Below are 18,957 nucleotides of genomic sequence, written 5' to 3'. Positions count from 1 at the left end.
ATGAAAACGATTGTTTGAAATATATAGCGAAGTTGAAAGTAATGAAATGTATCAGGTGTGCTTCTTCTAGTTTGAATGTTTCTGATTTGAGAAGAATAAGATGTTTGAAATGTCATCAAACATTTAGTATTCTTCATGACACCATTTTTCACAAGTCACAAACACCTTTGACATCTTGGTTTTATCTCATCTTTAGATGAATAAACACAAAGCATGGTATACCGTCAACAGATGTTGCAAGGGAATTGGGTGTGACATATAAAACAGTTTGAAGAATGGGTCATGAAATCAGAACTAGAATTTGGAATCAAGATGCAGGGTTCATTGATGATGGCACAGCACAGATAGATGAAATGTATCTTTCACATGTAGGTTTTAAAAAACAAGGAAGATCCTTGTTTTTTAAAACCTTGATTGTTGGAGTTTATGAGAAAACCAGCAACAAACTAATTGTGAAAGTATTGAAAAAAGCAGATGAGAAAAACCTTTTATGATTTGCATTGAAACACATTTCTACTGGGTGTTGTCTATTTACGGATTCTTGGAAGAGATATGGAAGTTTTAAAAACTTCTATCACAAACATGAAATCGTAAATCATGAAGTTGGGTATGTGTCATCAACAGGTGTAAACACAAACCAGATTGAATCTGCATGAAAACACATCCGACGAACTTTCCGAACACACATAAAAGTTTTAAAACATAATATTCATTTATATGCAAAAGAAGCTGCATATAAATTCAATAAGATACCTAGTTTTGAAACTATAATTTTGTGTTTGATTTAGATACATGTGGGGATAATTTCCTAGATAGGGTTTTATCTCCATTTATGTGATAAAATTTAAAAATAGTACATAAAAGGATAAAATCCTTAAGAAAAATTATTTTACTATTAGTGTTCTTTTTAATTAAAAATATTCAATCTTTTTTAAAAAGAATATTGTCTTTTTTTATAATAAGTGTAATATTATTTTAAGGACAGAGTATTTCTTTCCTTATAATTTTAATAGGTGTATAGCAAAGTTTATATGATTATTAAAATTATTAATATTAAAATATAAAAACTAAATTTAATTGGTTTACTTTAAACCTTAGTTTTAATAAAATAAAACTAAGGTTTAAACTATTTTAATATTTTTTCCTATTTTAATATTTTAGTTAAAAATAGCAAGTTAAAGCGTTAATTTATATTTTTCACTTTAGATTATTTAAAAAATAATGCTAGGAAATGATTGTTAAAATGAAATATAAAATAAATAGTAATAGTCCGAGTAAAGATATGATTAATCAGGATAAACATAAAAAAATAAAAACAGGATCTAATTCAATATATACAATTAATGTTAAAAAAAATAAGAAGAAAAGAATCTTATTATTTTCGTTGTATTTATTAGCATTTGGTTCTACAACAGTTACTACAATATTACTCTTACATACTACTGCTGCTTTCAATAATTCTGAATTTAATCCTAATTATAATAATAAATTATGAGATGATTATTATCAAAAAAATCATCGTAACTCTGAACCTATTAGTTTAGATTCTACTATTGCTTATTTTAGTAAATCAACAAATATTGTTAATTTTAATGTTATTGAAAATGCTGCTGATAATGGTAATATTGATTTTACAAATGTTTTAAGTAGTATTGATAATAATTTACAAAAAACTGATCCTAAAATTGAAAGTGATATTGATAATGATAATTCAAATTTATTACCAATTAATTTTTTCTTAAATGCTAATTATAATCCAGCAGTTAAATTTACTGTTGGTAAGGATAAAAAACCGATAACTAATAATTCTTTTATTTTGCCAAAGAACTTTAATAAGTCTAAAAGTTATGTTTTAAATTTAACAACTAATGATCAAGCATCAATTTTTGGCATTGAAAATACTAACGTTAATATCGAAATTAATATTAATATTATAAATCAAGTTGCAATTAATATTGCTAGTTTACCAGTTAACTTTTCTGATAATATTATTAATATTACTAATCCTGAAAATGCTACTATTGATTTAATAAAAGATAAATGATTAATTCCAACAATTCAAGATCAATTTGCAACAACTTTAAGTAAAGCATTAAATGTAACCAAAAAAGAAATTAAACCTAGTTATTACAAAATTGAATTTCAAAATGGTTCAGAACCACAAAACTTTACTAAAAGTGTTCCTGTTCAATTTTCAATTACATCTTTAGATAATAATCCTTGAAACTTTACAGGAAAAAAAGATGATTGCACTATAAATGTTAAAAATGATATTGCTGATTTAAGTAGTATGAAAGAATTAACTAATGAAATTGAAACACAATATAATAATGATAAAGATAATAAAAACTTTCAAATTACTTTAGATAATCAAAAAGATAAAAATGGTAACTATATTAATGCTGATTTTAGTTTATCAGAAGATAATCTTAAATTTATTAATGATCAAATTATTAAATGTGTTCAAACAATTTGTCAAAATTATTTCCAAAAAAATTATTCAGATCTTAATATTGAAGATAGTGATTATATAATATCAACAAATTTAAAAGTTGGTGATAATATCTTTAATAATAAATTAGGTAAAAATATTGAAATAAAAATAACTGCTAGTCCTAATGATCATAAATTAACAAAAAGATTAGATAGCATTAAAGCGATTATTCATGGTCATAATCAAAATAATATTACCGGTAATTATTCTTCACCAAAAGATTTTGCATTAAAAGGTATTTGATTAAAAGATGGTCAAGATGCAAATATTTTACAAGAAGGTCAACATTTTTATGAACAAGATAATTTATTAGATAATTGAATTACTAATAAAAATAGTTTATTAAATACAATTAATAAAAATTATTATCATCCAGTTGAGGATGCATTTACTGGACAGTTCACTATGAATTATTTATTAGATGGTGACACAAAACCAAGTGGTATGTCAGTTGATATTAGTAAAGATATTAAAGGTGGTAAGGCAAATAATTTTTGAGATTTAATTACTAAAACAAAAACTATTTTTCTAGAAACCGATGTTGCAGTAACAACAAAATCGGGTTGAGAGTTAAATAATGTAAAACTAGTATTTACTGACAGGGAAACACAACCAACTAAAGATAATACACTTTATACTCTTGATTTATCAGAAAGGTTTGCTGGCAAAACTATTAGTAATCGTGCTACTTTAACATTCCCTGATTTTAATTTTAATTTTAATTACCAATTAGTAAGTTAAAAAAGGAAAAACTAATATGAAACAATTATTAATCATTTTAAGTACATTAACAACATTAACTTTAACAATTAGTAGTATTATTAATACTATTGATGGTAATAATACTACTATTAATAAATTATTAGCAAATAAATCATCAATAAGTGATTCTGTAACTTCATTATTTAATAATCAATATGGTTATTTAAATGATAGTGATATAATAACTAATCAATCAATAATAGATCATAAATATTATAGTTATGATACTAGTCATTCTAATTATTTATTAAGTGATGGTAAGACATTAGCACAAACATTATTTACTGTTGATAATAAAGGTGAATTAGTTTATAAAAAAGATGCTGTAATAACAGCAAAAAATAAAGTTGATGTTAATAATACTAAACAAGAAATGGTTAGTCATAAAAAAATTGATAATATTAATAATATTTATAATCAATATAGTAAAAGTGAATATTCTAAAACATGTTTTAGTGGTGATAATACTGGTTGAGAATATATTCAATTTGGTGGAGTTGAAAAACATATTGATATTTCCCAACAAACAGGTGCTGATAAAGTTGAACATAGCAGTAGTTTAAGCGAAACATTAGGTTTATATTATATTGCAAAAGCAGCACGTGAAAATAAAATTACTAAAGTAGTAGCTGTTAATTTAGGAACATATTTTATGAGTCAAACAAGTATTAAAGATAGTTTTAATAAAGATTTAACTAGTAAAATTATTAATTTAATTAGTACTAATAATAATATTTTTAATTTTATATATGGTTCACCAATGAACGTAAATGATAAAAATTATTCAATCAATTATATTTGTGATAGTAATAATAATATAATTTCTATTTATTATACAAAATGAAATAATGATAATCTTGTTTCAAATATCAATGTTAAAAATTATAAAAGTTATAGTGGTAATAATGATTATGGTATGTGATATTATGGACCTAAAACTGTTATTAGCAATTTTACGCAAGATGGTAAGATTGCTAGTTGAAAAGATTTTATTACTATATATCCAACATTAACTTTTGATGATAATTCATTTTTTTCTGTCTATTGTAAATATGGTAAGGAACAATATAGTGGTTCAAAATTAAGCATTGATACTTCTAAAATTGATACTAGTTACAATTTTAATCATAACTTTTGGTCAGTAAGTGTTAATCATGATGAAGGAATATTTGGATCTCATGTTGAAATAAAAGCTGATGCACAAATTTGACATGATGATCATAATATTTATATTAATTATAGATGATATGAATATTCTAAATTTGCAACGGAAAATGCTTTTTTCTCAACTACACTAAATAAATCATCTTTTATTAACATTATGAAATAAAATTTATAAAATGTTATATCTATTATTATAGATTAATAAGATATTTTAATTTATAAAAAATATTATTTTAGGATTCTAAAAATAGAAAGGGAAAATACAATGAAACAATTATTAATTACTTTAAGTACATTAACAACATTAACTTTAACAAGTAATAGTATTATTAATACTATTGATGCTACTAATACTACTATTAATAAATTATTAGCAAATAAATATCAATAAGTGATTCTGTAACTTCATTATTTAATAATCAATATGGTTATTTAAATGATAGTTATATAATAACTAATCAATCAATAACTGATCATAAGTTTTATAGTTATGACACATCAGCTTTAAAGAGTTATACTTTTGCTAACGCAAGAGATGTTTTTTTAGTAAATAATGAAGGAATTTTAATTTATAATCCTGATATTATTATTCCTGCTGATCAAAAATTAAATATTGAAAATACGATGCAAGAAATGATTAGTCATAAAAAAATAACTACAGTTAAAGCAAATTACAATTCTTATAGTAATAGTCAGTATTCATCTACCGATTTTAGTGGTGATAATACTGATTGACAATATTTGCAATTTGGTGGTGTTAATAAACATATTGATATTTCCCAACAAGCAGGTGCTGATAAAGTCGAACATAGCAATAGTTTAAGTTAAACATCAGGTTTATATTATATTGCTAAAGCAGTAATTGAAAATAATATTAGTCAGTCATTTGCTATTAATTTGGGAATATATTTTATAGCACAAAGTAATTTAAAAGGAAAAATAAAAAATGAATTAATTACTAAAATTATTGATTTAATTATTAATAATAAATATGTTTATAATTTTATGTTAAATATGCCATTTTCAAATGATGATACGAGTTATGCCATTAGTTATATTTTTGATCATAATAATATTATTGATTTAAATTATAATCATTATAGTTACGAAAAAAGTAATACAAGTAATTTTGAAACTCATGTTAGTCCTGGTCCTTTTGCTTCAGTTGATTATACAGGTGATATTTATATTAATTATCAAGATTTATATTATTTAATTAATAATCAAAATAATTGAAATGTAATTTATAAGTATTTTACTAATGGAAACTTATTTGATTATAGTAATATGGAGCATGAAATTGGTGATAATTGAAATTTTAAAAATTTTTGAAATTCTATATTTAAAGATAATTTAACAAAATTTTTAAATAATGTGGCTGTTAATGGAATAATAATTCATATTGACTGTTATGGTATAGATATATGACATCCTTCATTAGTTGATAAATTTTATATTAAAAGTATTTTTCAATGAAATTAAATACTTACATACTAAATTTACTTTTTAAAATGAGCATTTTATTAATCTTCTTAAATAAAATTAATAAAGTGTTATATTTAGTATAGATTAGACAGATATTTTTTATAAAATAATTTTTAGTAAACTTAAAACGAAAGGAGAATGTAACATGAAACAATTACTAATGACATTAACAACATTAACTTTAACAAGTAATAGTATTATTAATACTATTGATGTTGCTAACACTACTGTTAATAAACTATTAACAAATAAATTATCAATAAGTGATTCTGTAACTTCATTATTTAATAATCAATATGGTTATTTAAGTAGTAGTGATTGAATTACTAATCAAATAGATAATAACCATTATAGTTATGATACTAGTCATGCTAATTATTTATTAAGTGATTGTAAGACATCAGCACGAACATTATTTACTGTTGATAATAAAGGTGAATTAGTTTATAAAAAAGATGCTGTAATACCACCAAAAGATAAAGTCGAAGTTGATGCTACTAAACAAGAAATGATTACTCATAAAAAAATTACCACAGTTAAAGATAAATATAATTCATATAGTAAAAGTGAATATTCTCATACATATTTTAGTAGTGATAATACTGATTGACAATATATTCAATTTGGTGGAGTTGAAAAAAATATTGATATTTCTCAACAAGCAGGTGCTGATAAAGTTGAACATAGCAATAGTTTAAGTGAAGCATTAGGTTTATATTATATTGCAAAAGCAGCAAAAAATAATTTAATTGATAATGCTATTGCTAATAAAATAGGTCAATATTTTATGACACAAAGTAGTTTAAAAGAGCAAATTAATGATAATTTAATTATTATTATTATTAATTTAATTAGTAACAATAATAATATTTTTAATTTTATATATAGTGCACCAATGAATGTAAATGATAAAAATTATTCAATTAATTATATTTTTGATAAAGATAATAATTTCCTAGATAGGATTTTATCTCCATTTATGTGATAAAATTTAAAAATAGTACATAAAGGGATAAAAGCCTAATTTAATTGAAGTTTATTATACTGAATTTGATAAATCAAATATAGAAAATAACTTAAATTATAAATAAAATGATTCATATAATTGATTTAGTTCAAATTATAGTGATTATTCTAGTACATATACAATAGTAAAATGAACTGACTATGCAAGCGATTGAAATACTTTTACTAATAAATATCCAACTTTTAATTTTGATGCTAATTCATATTTAAAAGTTTCAACGGGAAGTGGTAAAGAAGACTATAAATCTTTAAATTCTCAAGTCGCAACAACAAATATAAAAACTAATCAACAAAAAGATATTTATAATTCAATTTTTTAAGTCAATATTAATACGTGACCACCATATGATCCAAATTACCCAGGAAGTGTAGGAACTGCTATTGATATTTATTTAGAACTTTGACGTGATGATAATAATATTTATTGAAAATGACATATAATGCAGCTACTTTTTTAGGTTCAACTTCATATTCTGATGTTAAATTAAATAATATAACATTTAATAATATTATGAATTAAATAAATATGTTTTTTCAAAGTAATTATTTATTATTAAATTTAATTACGATTTTAAAAATGGTAAAAAGTAAAAGAAGGTATTGTAAATGAAACAGTTTTTATTAACTCTAAGTACAGTAACAACATTAACAATAGCAAGTAATACAATGTTTAATAGTATGATGATAGTAGATCAAAAAAACAATAGTGCTAGTAAAAAGAAAATACTACCTGTCATTCCAATAAATAAAAATAAATCATTATTTAATAATCAATATGGTTATTTAAATAATAATGATTGAATTACTAATCAATCAATAATAGACAATAAGTATTATAGTTATGATACTAGTCATGCTGATTATCCATTAAGTGATGGTAAGACATTAGCACGAACATTATTTACTGTTGATAATAAAGGTGAATTAATTTATAAAAAAGATGCTATGATACTAGACAAAGATAAAGTTGATGTTAATAATACTAAACAAGAAATGATATTTCATCGTAAAGTTGCTACTATTAATAATCCAACTAACAGTTATAGTGGTAGCCAATATGATATTAATTATTTTGCTGGTGACGGTATTAATTGAAAATATGTTCAACAAAGTGATGTTGAAACTCATATTGATATTTCACAACAAGAAAATGCTAATAATGTTGAAAATAATAATAGTTTAAGTGAAGGTTTAGGACTATATTATATTGCTAAGGCAGTAATAGAATCAGATGGCTCTTTTAAAGAACAAGATGCTGATATTTTAGCACACTATTTTATTACTCAAAGTAGTCTAAACGGTAGTTTAAGTGATGTTTTAATTGACAAAATTGTTCATTTATTGATTACTAATGATAATGCTTATGATTATATGACTAATGTTCCGTTTTTAACTAATGATAATAGGAAGTATACAATTAATTACATTTTTGATGAGTTTAACAATATCATTCAAATTTATTACAGTTATTATGATAAAACTTTTGATCTTTCAACTTTGTCATTAATAATTCCACAACAAGTAATATCAGTAAAAACACCAGAAGCAACTCCAATTACTGATATAAAAGCTAATTTAGTTAGTAAAATTCAAACAGAATTTAAACAAAAATTAAGTCAGCAATTAAAAATTAATTCAGAAGATATTAATGATAAATATTATAATATTTTTATTAAAGATAATAAACAAAATCAAGATTTTACTAACGCAGTAAATATTTATTACAAAATAACTAGTTCTTGAAAAAATAGTAATCAATTAAATTTTGCAGGTACTTATCAAGGACAAGTTAGTGTAATTAATAAGTGTGTTGATTTAAGTAATGAAACAGATTTAAAAAATATTATCGAAAATGCTTACTATCATCAAAATTATAAATCTAAATTATTAAATGTTGATATTGATAATACTATTGATAATAAAAATGTTGACACTAAATTAACACAAACTACTTTTGATTTAATTAATACTAATATTAGTAATACTATTAAATTTATTGTTCAAAATTATTTTAAAACTCATGATACTGAACTTATTATTGATGAAACATATTATGATGTAACAACTACTTTAGCGGTGGGTGATAATATTTTTAATAATAAATTAGGTAAAGATTTTACAATCAGTATTAAAGATAACGGTTCTACTTATAAATTAAAAAATAGTTTAGATAATATTAACGTTACTATTCATTGTCATAATAAAAAAACTATTGCTGGTAATTTTTCAAGAACACCTTTTGATTTAGACGGTATTTGGTTAAAAGATGGTAAAGATGCAAACGTTTTACAGGAAGGTCAACATTTTTATGAACAAAACAAATTATTAGATAAATGAATTTCTAATAAAGATAGTTTATTAAATACAATTGTTAATAATTTTTATTATCCAATTGCTGATAGTTTTGGTGGAAACTTTATTATTAATTATATTGGATGGGTTACACTTTATTGGACACTAATTACGTAAACAAGTGAACAAATTAGTTAAAAGAAAGAAATTATAATTATGGCCAATATTAACTCATATTCAGATGAATTTAAAAAACAAATAGTAGCTTTATATCAAAGTGGTAAGTCAGTGTCTTGTCTTGCTAAAGAGTACAATGTTACAAGAGCAGCTACTTATAATTGAATTAAGCAATTTACTAATTCAGGCAGTTTTAAAACCAAAGATAACCGTTCTGTTGAAGAAAATGAATTAATTAAATTAAGAAAAGAATTAAAACAATTAAGAATGGAAAATGATATTTTAAAGCAAGCAGCACTAATAATAGGCAGAAAATAGAAATTATTACTAAAAATAAAGTTAAATATGAGGCTTTTTAATAATCTGTGTATCTTTGTTTTACAAAGTTACTAGTTTAGATTAATTCTATCTTCAAATTTTATCATAAAATAAGCAATTGCTGTATTTCAATTTTGAATGGGCATTGTTCATTTTTTTGTTATATTTTCAATTGCTAAGTAAAATATTTTGAAAACTACCATATCATTTGGAAAAACTTTTTTATTTCTAATAACTTTTCGTAATTGACTATTAACAGATTCAATAGCATTTGTTGTATAAATCACTCTTTTGATTTCTGCATGATAACTAATAAAAACCATTAAATTATCTCAATTTTTATATCACGATTTAGCAATTTGAGGATATTGTTTATTTCATTTACTTTCAAAAGTTTCTAAATCTTGCATTGCTTGTTCTTCACTACATGCATTATAAATTGGTTTTAAATCTGTAACTAGTTATTTTCTATGTTTGTATGAAACATATTTTAAACTATTTCTAATTTGATGAACTATGCATAATTGATGTTCGGTTTTAGGATAAACTGATTGTATTGCTTCTGACATTCCTGTTAAATTGTCACTACAAGCAATAAGAATATCATTTAAGCCTCGATTTTTCATTTCTGTGAAATTAGATAATCAAAAATTAGAACCTTCATTTTCACTAATTCATAAACCTAAAAAATTTTTTTTACCTTCTAAATCAACTCCTAGTGCTATATAAACTGATTTGTTAATAATGCGTTTATCTTGTCGTACTTTAACTACTATACAATCGAAATAAACAATCGGATAAACACTTTCTAATGGCCGATTTTGTCATGCTTTAACATCATCAATAACATCATAAGTAATTTGAATAATAACACTTTCACTAATATCAGCACCATGATATAACTCTTGTAACTGCATTCTAATATCTGATAAAGTCATGCCTTTGGCATATAATGAAAGAACTTGTTGATCAAAACCATCAAATCTTCTTTGTCTTTTTGCAACTATTACTGGCTCAAAATTACTATTACGATCTCGTGTTACATTAATCTCAATTTTACCTTGTTGGGTTATTAATTTTTTTGAATTTATACCATTGCGAGCATTATCACTATTATTATGTTGATTTTTTTCATATCCTAAATAATTTTGCATTTCAGAATTCAACATTTTTTCAACTAATCTTTTTGTTAATTCTTTATATAAACCTCTCTCTTTAAATACTGTTGTTAAATCCTCAGTATTTTCTAATAATAAATCTACTGCTTTTGATATTGGATCATTATTATTAATATTTTGTTTTTTAGACATACGTAACTCACTCTTTCTAGTTATTTAATTTTATTTACTAGAATTAATTAAACATAGTTATTTTTGTAAGTTACACAGATTACTAAACATTACCTCTTATTCTTCTCAAATCAGAAACATTCAAACTAGAAGAAGCACACCTGATACATTTCATTACTTTCAACTTCGCTATATATTTCAAACAATCGTTTTCATTTTGAAATATGCTATTGAATTCATTTCAATTCATTTTTTCCTCCACACTAGTACATGCGGGGATAATTTCCATTAAAAATTATTAAACATAAGGTTGAATATCGTTTTGATAAAATTATTATTAATTTTTGAAAATTTAGTGTTTTTTCAATTTTACAAGGAATTTCAGTTTTTATGATTAGTATTCCTACAGTTTTTGCATTAAGTCTTGATGTTGTTTATTTTAATAGTACATTTAATAATTACTTACTTATTTTTATTATGCTTGCTACTTTATTTTTAGTTATTGAGACAATTGCAGATTGACAAAAGTTTAGATTTTCCTTAAAGAAAAAACATGATTTATTTTTTATTAATTATGGTTTATGAAAAGATTGTCGTCACCCTAATTATTTAGCAGAAATTGGGTTTTGATATATGATGACAGCATTGTTTATTTGTTATTTATTATTTAAAAATATTAATAGTGATATAAATTAGGCTTTTATCCATTTATGTACTATTTTTAAATTTTATCACATAAATGGAGATAAAAGCCTATCTAGGAAATTATCCCCACATGTATCTAAATCAAACACAAAATTATAGTTTCAAAACTAGCTATCTTATTGAATTTATATGCAGCTTCATTTGAATATAAATGAATATTGTGTTTTGAAGCTTTTATGTGTGTTCGGAAAGTTCGTCGGATGTGTTTTCATGCAGATTCAATCTGGTTTGTGTTTAAACCTGTTGATGACACATACCCAACTTCATGATTTACGATTTCATGTTTGTGATAGAAGTTTTTGAAACTTCCATATCCCTTCCAATAATCCGTAAACAGACAACACCCAGTAGAAATGTGTTTCAATGCAAATCATAAAAGGTTTTTCTCATCTGCTTTTTTCAATACTTTCACAATTAGTTTGTTGCTGGTTTTCTCATAAACTCCAACAATCAAGGTTTTATTCAACAAGGATTTTCCTTGTTGAATAAAACCTACATGTGAAAGATACATTTCATCTATCTGTGCTGTGCCATCATTAATGAACCCTGCATCTTGATTACAAATTCTAGTTCTGATTTCATGACCCATTCTTCAAACTTTTTTATATGTCACACCCAATTCCCTTGCAACATCTGTTGATGGTATACCATGCTTTGTGTTTATTCATCTTTAGATGAAATAAAAACAAGATGTCAAAGGTGTTTGTGACTTGTGAAAAATGGTGTCATGAAGAATACTAAATGTTTGATGATATTTCAAACATCTTATTCTTCTCAAATCAGAAACATTCAAAATAGAAGAAGCACACCTGATAAATTTCATTACTTTCAACTTCGCTATATATTTCAAACAATCATTTTCATTTTGAAATATGCTATTGAATTCATTTCAATTCATTTTTTCCTCCACACTAGTACATGCGGGGATAATTTCCATTAAAAATTATTAAACATAAGGTTGAATATCGTTTTGATAAAATTATTATTAATTTTTGAAAATTTAGTGTTTTTTCAATTTTACAAGGAATTTCAGTTTTTATGATTAGTATTCCTACAGTTTTTGCATTAAGTCTTGATGTTGTTTATTTTAATAGTACATTTAATAATTACTTACTTATTTTTATTATGCTTGCTACTTTATTTTTAGTTATTGAGACAATTGCAGATTGACAAAAGTTTAGATTTTCCTTAAAGAAAAAACATGATTTATTTTTTATTAATTATGGTTTATGAAAAGATTGTCGTCACCCTAATTATTTAGCAGAAATTGGGTTTTGATATATGATGACAGCATTGTTTATTTGTTATTTATTATTTAAAAATATTAATAGTGATATAAATTAGGCTTTTATCCCTTTATGTACTATTTTTAAATTTTATCACATAAATGGAGATAAAAGCCTATCTAGGAAATTATCCCCACATTTATCTAAATCAAACACAAAATTATAGTTTCAAAACTAGCTATCTTATTGAATTTATATGCAGCTTCTTTTGCATATAAATGAATATTGTGTTTTGAAACTTTTATGTGTGTTCGAAAAGTTCGTCGGATGTGTTTTCATGCAGATTCAATCTGTTTTGTGTTTACACCTGTTGATGACACATACCCAAATTCATGATTTACGATTTCATTTTTGTGATAGAAGTTTTTGAAACTTCCATATCCCTTCCAAGAATCCGTAAACAGACAACACCCAGTAGAAATGTGTTTCGATGCAAATCATAAAAGGTTTTTCTCATCTGTTTTTTTCAATACTTTCAGAATTAGTTTGTTGCTGGTTTTCTCATAAACTCCAACAATCAAGGTTTTATTCAACAAGGATCTTCCTTGTTGAATAAAACCTACATGTGAAAGATACATTTCATCCATCTGTGCTGTGCCATCATCAATGAACCCTGCATCTTGATTCCAAATTCTAGTTCTGATTTCATGACCCATTCTTCAAGCTGTTTTATATGTCACACCCAATTCCCTTGCAACATCTGTTGATGGTATACGATGCTTTGTGTTTATTCATCTTTAGATGAAATAAAACCAAGATGTCAAAGGTGTTTGTGACTTGTGAAAAATGGTGTCATGAAGAATACTAAATGTTTGATGATATTTCAAACATCTTATTCTTCTCAAATCAGAAACATTCAAAATAGAAGAAGCACACCTGATAAATTTCATTACTTTCAACTTCGCTATATATTTCAAACAATCATTTTCATTTTGAAATATTCTATTAAATTCATTTCAATTCATTTTTTCCTCCACACTAGTACATGTGGAGATAATTTCCATAAATTATTTATATCATTTATTATGATTATTAAGTCCGTTGTATTTTAATTTTGTAGTAATTAATATTACCGACATACCAATATGAGAAGTAAAACAATGACAAAGGTTACACTCTAATGAAGATTATTACAAATATTTAAATGAAACTAGTTGTGTAATGTGTTATATTGGTAAAAAAATCCCAATTAATAAAGTGAAAAAATTAATATATAAAAAATAAGAACATATGTTCTTATTTTTTATATATTAATTTATTAAATTCTTTTTATTGCACTATTAACAAAATCTTCATTTGGATCAAATTTAGTTTCGTTATTAATATTTCATAATTTTTCTTGCTCTGTTTTAGTAACTTTATTAGGCATTTGTATATCAAGAATAACATGTAAATCACCACGTTTACTACTATTAGGGTAATAGAATCCTTGATTTTTTAAAGTAATTTTGTCACCGTATTGTAGTCCTAATGGTAATTTATGTTTAATTATTCCTTCAAAGGTAGGAATCATAATAATATTTCCCAAAATAATATCTAAGTAAGATACTGGTAATTTAATATACATATCACTACCTTGACGATTTAAGAAAGCGTGTCGCTTAATATTAATACCAACAAATAAATCGCCTTGAGTGCCACCATTATGACCAATTTTACCTTTACCTTTAATTCTAATTTGTTGACCATCAAAAATACTGCGAGGAATATCAAATTCTAATTTTTGATATTCAATATAATAGCGATGTCCTTTGCATTTTAAACATTTTTGACGAATAATTTTACCAAGTCCTTGACATTGGTTGCAAACACCTTGATGTCTAAACATACCTAATGGTGATTGTTGAACATATTCAAGAACTCCTTTACCTTTACATTTATCACATGTACTAATATCATTAGGAGTTCTAGCACCAGTTTCTTTACAATCTTTACAAGCAACATCAATGTTAATGCTAATGGTCATTTTTTTTCCAAAGAATACATCGCGATAACTAATTTCAACTTTTGTTAGGATATTATCACCTGGTGTTTTACCATTATAGCGTTGTTGTTGTTGTTGTCTTCTATTACCACCAAATAAGTCACCAAATAAGTCACCAAATGTTGAACTAAAGTCACCGAAACCACCAAAACCAGAAGAACTGCCAACTCCAGGCATATCATGACCAAATTGATCATATTTTGCTCTCTCATTAGTATCAGATAAAACTTGATAAGCTTCGCTTATTTCTTTAAATCGAGTTTCATCACCACCACTTGGTGAATCAGGATGATATTTTTTTGCAAGCGTACGAAACGCTTTCTTAATTTCATCTGGAGTAGCATTACGTGAAATTCCTAAAATTTCATAATAATCACGTTTTTTACTTGCCATTTTGTCTACCTCTAATTATTTTATTTAGTTGTTGCGTCAACATCAATAACATCATCACTTTTATTATCATCTTTTTTAATATGATCTGTTGGTTCTTGTTTTTGTTGGTTCATAAATTGTTGTGCAGCAGCAAACGCTTGTTTTAATTGTTCTAGTTTTTCTTTTAAATCATCATATTTTTTTTCATCTAGTGATTTTTGTAAGTCATCACGTAGTTTTTTCATTTCAGCAATTTGTGGATTTTCTGCTTCACCTTCTTTTGCTGATTTAGTAACTTCAGCAGTCATTTTATCAATATCATAAATATAGGCTTGTGCTTGATTAGATAATTCAATTTCTTCTTTATGTTTTTCATCGTTTTCACGATTCTTTTCAGCATCTTGTACCATTTTTTCAATTTCGTCTTTACTTAAAGTACCACTATTGCTGATAGTAATTTTTTGTTCTTTATTAGTTTTTAGATCTTTAGCACTAACAGATACAATACCATTAACATCGATATCAAAAGTAACTTCAATTTGTGGAACACCTCTTGGTGCTGGTTCGATACCACTTAATTGGAAACGACCTAGTGAATGATTATCTTTAGCTAGTGGACGTTCTCCTTGTAAAACACTAATATCAACAGCGGGTTGATTGTCTTCAGCAGTTGAAAATACTTGTGACTTTTTAGTAGGAACAGTAGTATTACGAGAAATTAATGGTGTCATTACTCCTCCTAAAGTTTCAATACCTAATGATAAAGGAGTTACATCTAATAGTAAAACGTCAGTAACATCACCCGATAATACTCCTCCTTGAATAGCAGCACCTAAAGCTACTACTTCATCAGGGTTAACACCACGATGCGGTTCTTTACCAATTTCGTTTTTAATAACTTCTTGCACAGCTGGGATTCTTGTTGAACCACCAACTAAAATAACTTCATCAATTTCATTTTTGCTTAATTTAGCTTCTTTTAAGGCATCACGAACAGGAGCAATAGTTCTTTCAACTAGTGATTTTGTTAGTTCATTAAATTTGGCACGTGTTAATTTTTCATTTAAATGTAATGGACCTGAGGCATTCATTGAAATAAACGGTAATGAAATATCAGCTTGTACTACTCCTGATAAGTCTTTTTTCGCTTTTTCAGCAGCATCTTTTAAACGTTGCATTGCCATTTTATCTTTTGATAAGTCAACACCATTACTTTTTTTGAATTCACTAACTAAATGTTGAACAATTAAGTCATCAAAGTCATCACCACCAAGTTTGTTATCACCACTAGTTGATAATACTTCAAATGTTCCACCCGCTAATTCTAGAACTGAAACGTCAAATGTTCCACCACCTAAGTCAAATACTAAAATTTTGTGATCTTTATCTTGTTTATCTAAACCATAAGCAATGGCAGCAGCAGTTGGTTCGTTAATAATTCTTTCTACTTTTAATCCCGCAATAATTCCTGCATTTTTAGTAGCTTCACGTTGTTCATTGTTAAAGTAAGCAGGAACAGTAATAACTGCTTTTGATATTTTTTTGCCTAGTTTTGATTCAGCAAAGGTTTTAATAGTGCGTAAAATTTCTGCAGACACTTGTTCTGGTTTACGTGTTTTAGTAGCGGCTTTAACTGTTTCTTTAGTTCCCATAATTCTTTTAATTGAACTAACAGTATTATCTGGATCAGTAATAGCTTGACGTTTAGCAACTTCACCAACTATAATTTGACCATCTTTGTAAGCAACAACTGATGGTGTTGTTCTTCCACCTTCGGCATTTTCAATAACTTTTGGCTTATCACCTTCCATTACGGCAACACATGAATTAGTTGTTCCTAGATCGATTCCTAAAATGATTTCTTTATTTGTTGTTTTATTTGTAGACATAATATTTTCACTCCTTAATTTTTTTTTGTTTCTGTTTTTTCTTCTTTAGTTTGAAAAACTTTAACTTTAGTGGTGCTAATGACACGATTATGCAATTCATAACCATTAACTATAACTTCAACAATAGTATTATTTTTTACATTTTGATAAACATTGTTTGTATTATCATTAATAATTTCTACTGCCTCATGTTGGTGAGAATTAAATTGATCTCCAACTTTAGCAGTAATTTCTTTTAAACCCTCTTTACCAAGTGCTTTAATTAATTCTTCATAGATAAATTTAAAACCAACTAGGAAATTTTGAACAGCTGCATTATCAGTTTTAAAGTTTAGTGCTCGTTGGAAATTTAATAAAGTATGAACTAAATCTTTAATAATTTTTTGATTAGCATATTTAATGTGTTCTTGATTTTGAATTTCTAATTCTTTAATGGTATTTAATCTAGTAGCTAGCATTAATTGCTTTTGCTGTGAATTAATTTTATTAAGTTCTGTTGTTAATTCTTTAATTTTTGTTTCTAATTCGATTTCTTTATTTAATGATATTTTTTCTTCTTCAACACTTACTGGTGTTTCAGTAACAGGAGTTGAAATAGTTGTATCTTTAGTTTCTGTTGCTGATACGTTATCAATGTTATCTTTTTTAGTTTTTGTCATTTTATCATCTCATTTCTATTTAAAGTTTTTAATCAATGTTTGATTAATCCAATTTAGAATTTCAGTTAGTTTTTCATATTCTAAACGTTTAGGTCCAACAATTGCAATTTGTCCTTGTTCACCATCATGAACTTTAAAAGTAGTAGTAATCATTGCCATATGGTTATTTTCATTGCCCAGTTCTTCACCAATTTTAATTTGTAGTTGATTATTATTTAATTCATCAAAATACATTCATGGTGATTGTGATTCAATGAATTTAATAATTGTTTTAACCTTATTAATATCATTAAATTCAGGATTTTCTAACATATATTGAACACCGTGTGTTGTTGATAGTGGTCGTGAGAAATTAATTAAAGTGTTAACAAATCCTTGAATAATATATTCTGATTTTTGTACTTGTTGTTCAAGAATTGGTTTTAATAAATTTACTTTCTCACTAATTTCACTAATTTTAGTACCGATTAATCTAGTGTTAAAAATATCAATAGCAATTGATAAATCGGTTAATGATGTTTCTTGAATATTAAACGTTTTGTTTTGAACATGACCATTACTAGTAATACAAATTGTTAAAGCATTATCATTACTAATCGGTATTAATTCAATTTTCTTTAAAGTATCTTCATTAAGATTAGGACCAGTAACAATACTAATCAAATTAGTCATTTCACTTAAAATACTACTAGTTTTATTTAATACTTCGGTAATTACTAAGTTACGGTTATTAAATACTTCTGCTATTTTTTTCTTCAAGATTTCTAGTTCTTGGTGTTCACCCATATTCATTAAATTATCAACATAATAGCGATAACCTTTTGTTGAAGGAATACGACCACTAGAACTATGTGCTTTTTCTAATAATCCTAATGTTTCTAATTCAACACATTCATTACGAATAGTAGCACTAGAAAAATTAATATTGTTATTATTTTCTAAAATAGTTTTGCTACCAATTGGTAATCCTGTTTTAATATATTTTTCAACAATGATTTTTAAAATCTGTGATTGTCTGTTACTTAACATTGTTCACCACCTTTTTTAGCATTCAT

The 18,957-nt window shown here is 25.1% G+C and carries 20 protein-coding genes and 1 pseudogene; 11 read left to right on the top strand and 10 right to left on the bottom strand.

All coding sequences use genetic code 4. The features are described from left to right. Positions 1 to 14 precede the first annotated feature (14 nt). The 9 genes from AC6I4F_RS06490 to AC6I4F_RS06450 all read left to right on the top strand — a co-directional run bounded on the left by AC6I4F_RS06490 (position 15) and on the right by AC6I4F_RS06450 (position 9,718). Positions 15 to 788, top strand: coding sequence for an IS1595 family transposase (locus AC6I4F_RS06490; RefSeq protein WP_497873248.1), 774 nt, complete (start codon positions 15 to 17; stop codon positions 786 to 788). 455 nt (positions 789 to 1,243) lie between these two features. Continuing rightward, entirely contained in the window at positions 1,244 to 3,235 is a 1,992-nt protein-coding gene (locus AC6I4F_RS06485) for a hypothetical protein (RefSeq protein WP_497873247.1), read from the top strand. Positions 3,236 to 3,251: 16 nt separating this feature from the next. Continuing rightward, a complete protein-coding gene (locus AC6I4F_RS06480; protein ID WP_497873246.1) occupies positions 3,252 to 4,586 on the top strand; it encodes a hypothetical protein in 1,335 nt (444 codons plus the stop codon). Between the two features lie 99 nt (positions 4,587 to 4,685). Beyond that, positions 4,686 to 4,811 (top strand): hypothetical protein, encoded by a 126-nt coding sequence (locus AC6I4F_RS06475; protein ID WP_497873245.1) that lies wholly within the window; start codon positions 4,686 to 4,688, stop codon positions 4,809 to 4,811. 242 nt (positions 4,812 to 5,053) lie between these two features. Continuing rightward, entirely contained in the window at positions 5,054 to 5,248 is a 195-nt protein-coding gene (locus AC6I4F_RS06470; protein WP_497873244.1) for a hypothetical protein, read from the top strand. A 69-nt stretch (positions 5,249 to 5,317) separates the two neighbouring features. Further along, positions 5,318 to 5,902 carry a hypothetical protein gene (locus AC6I4F_RS06465; RefSeq protein WP_497873243.1) on the top strand — a complete coding sequence of 195 codons (585 nt, stop codon included), beginning with the start codon at positions 5,318 to 5,320 and terminating at the stop codon, positions 5,900 to 5,902. A 148-nt stretch (positions 5,903 to 6,050) separates the two neighbouring features. Next, the gene (locus tag AC6I4F_RS06460; RefSeq protein WP_497873242.1) at positions 6,051 to 6,893 is read left to right on the top strand and encodes a hypothetical protein; all 843 of its coding nucleotides are present in this window, start codon (positions 6,051 to 6,053) and stop codon (positions 6,891 to 6,893) included. 644 nt (positions 6,894 to 7,537) lie between these two features. Next, on the top strand, positions 7,538 to 9,400 hold the full coding sequence (locus tag AC6I4F_RS06455) for a hypothetical protein (RefSeq protein ID WP_497873241.1): 1,863 nt from the start codon (positions 7,538 to 7,540) through the stop codon (positions 9,398 to 9,400). 39 nt (positions 9,401 to 9,439) lie between these two features. Continuing rightward, a complete protein-coding gene (locus AC6I4F_RS06450; RefSeq protein WP_353306568.1) occupies positions 9,440 to 9,718 on the top strand; it encodes a transposase in 279 nt (92 codons plus the stop codon). A gap of 71 nt (positions 9,719 to 9,789) precedes the next feature. On the opposite strand, the pseudogene AC6I4F_RS06445 reads toward AC6I4F_RS06450, so the two are convergent. Both AC6I4F_RS06445 and AC6I4F_RS06440 read right to left on the bottom strand, forming a co-directional pair. Further along, a pseudogene (locus AC6I4F_RS06445) lies at positions 9,790 to 11,028 on the bottom strand (IS256 family transposase). 82 nt (positions 11,029 to 11,110) lie between these two features. After that, positions 11,111 to 11,296 (bottom strand): hypothetical protein, encoded by a 186-nt coding sequence (locus tag AC6I4F_RS06440; RefSeq protein ID WP_497873240.1) that lies wholly within the window; start codon positions 11,294 to 11,296, stop codon positions 11,111 to 11,113. 101 nt (positions 11,297 to 11,397) lie between these two features. Between AC6I4F_RS06440 and AC6I4F_RS06435 the strand changes: the two genes are divergently transcribed. After that, positions 11,398 to 11,703, top strand: coding sequence for a DUF1295 domain-containing protein (locus tag AC6I4F_RS06435; RefSeq protein WP_497873237.1), 306 nt, complete (start codon positions 11,398 to 11,400; stop codon positions 11,701 to 11,703). A gap of 85 nt (positions 11,704 to 11,788) precedes the next feature. Here AC6I4F_RS06435 and AC6I4F_RS06430 read toward each other — a convergent pair whose 3' ends face one another. Together AC6I4F_RS06430 and AC6I4F_RS06425 are read right to left on the bottom strand one after the other, a co-directional pair. Beyond that, entirely contained in the window at positions 11,789 to 12,325 is a 537-nt protein-coding gene (locus AC6I4F_RS06430) for an IS1595 family transposase (protein ID WP_497873239.1), read from the bottom strand. 57 nt (positions 12,326 to 12,382) lie between these two features. Further along, on the bottom strand, positions 12,383 to 12,649 hold the full coding sequence (locus AC6I4F_RS06425) for a hypothetical protein (RefSeq protein WP_497873238.1): 267 nt from the start codon (positions 12,647 to 12,649) through the stop codon (positions 12,383 to 12,385). Positions 12,650 to 12,750: 101 nt separating this feature from the next. On the opposite strand from AC6I4F_RS06425, the gene AC6I4F_RS06420 reads away from it, so the two are divergent. Continuing rightward, complete coding sequence (locus AC6I4F_RS06420; RefSeq protein WP_497873237.1) at positions 12,751 to 13,056, top strand: DUF1295 domain-containing protein; 306 nt, start codon at positions 12,751 to 12,753, stop codon at positions 13,054 to 13,056. Positions 13,057 to 13,141: 85 nt separating this feature from the next. Here AC6I4F_RS06420 and AC6I4F_RS06415 read toward each other — a convergent pair whose 3' ends face one another. The 6 genes from AC6I4F_RS06415 to hrcA form a co-directional block, all read right to left on the bottom strand. Continuing rightward, complete coding sequence (locus AC6I4F_RS06415; protein ID WP_497873236.1) at positions 13,142 to 13,678, bottom strand: IS1595 family transposase; 537 nt, start codon at positions 13,676 to 13,678, stop codon at positions 13,142 to 13,144. Positions 13,679 to 13,735: 57 nt separating this feature from the next. Then, the gene (locus tag AC6I4F_RS06410) at positions 13,736 to 14,002 is read right to left on the bottom strand and encodes a hypothetical protein (protein WP_497873235.1); all 267 of its coding nucleotides are present in this window, start codon (positions 14,000 to 14,002) and stop codon (positions 13,736 to 13,738) included. A 254-nt stretch (positions 14,003 to 14,256) separates the two neighbouring features. Then, positions 14,257 to 15,375: a DnaJ C-terminal domain-containing protein gene (locus AC6I4F_RS06405; RefSeq protein ID WP_497873234.1), complete on the bottom strand. Its 1,119-nt coding sequence runs from the start codon at positions 15,373 to 15,375 to the stop codon at positions 14,257 to 14,259. Positions 15,376 to 15,395: 20 nt separating this feature from the next. Continuing rightward, complete coding sequence (dnaK, locus tag AC6I4F_RS06400; protein WP_497873233.1) at positions 15,396 to 17,243, bottom strand: molecular chaperone DnaK; 1,848 nt, start codon at positions 17,241 to 17,243, stop codon at positions 15,396 to 15,398. 14 nt (positions 17,244 to 17,257) lie between these two features. Continuing rightward, positions 17,258 to 17,902, bottom strand: a complete 645-nt coding sequence (locus AC6I4F_RS06395; protein WP_497873232.1) for a nucleotide exchange factor GrpE — start codon at positions 17,900 to 17,902, stop codon at positions 17,258 to 17,260. A gap of 15 nt (positions 17,903 to 17,917) precedes the next feature. After that, a complete protein-coding gene (gene hrcA, locus AC6I4F_RS06390; RefSeq protein WP_497873231.1) occupies positions 17,918 to 18,931 on the bottom strand; it encodes a heat-inducible transcriptional repressor HrcA in 1,014 nt (337 codons plus the stop codon). Positions 18,932 to 18,957 lie beyond the last annotated feature (26 nt).

Source organism: Spiroplasma ixodetis, from assembly GCF_059729505.1.
This window is presented reverse-complemented; position numbering and strand designations above follow the sequence as displayed.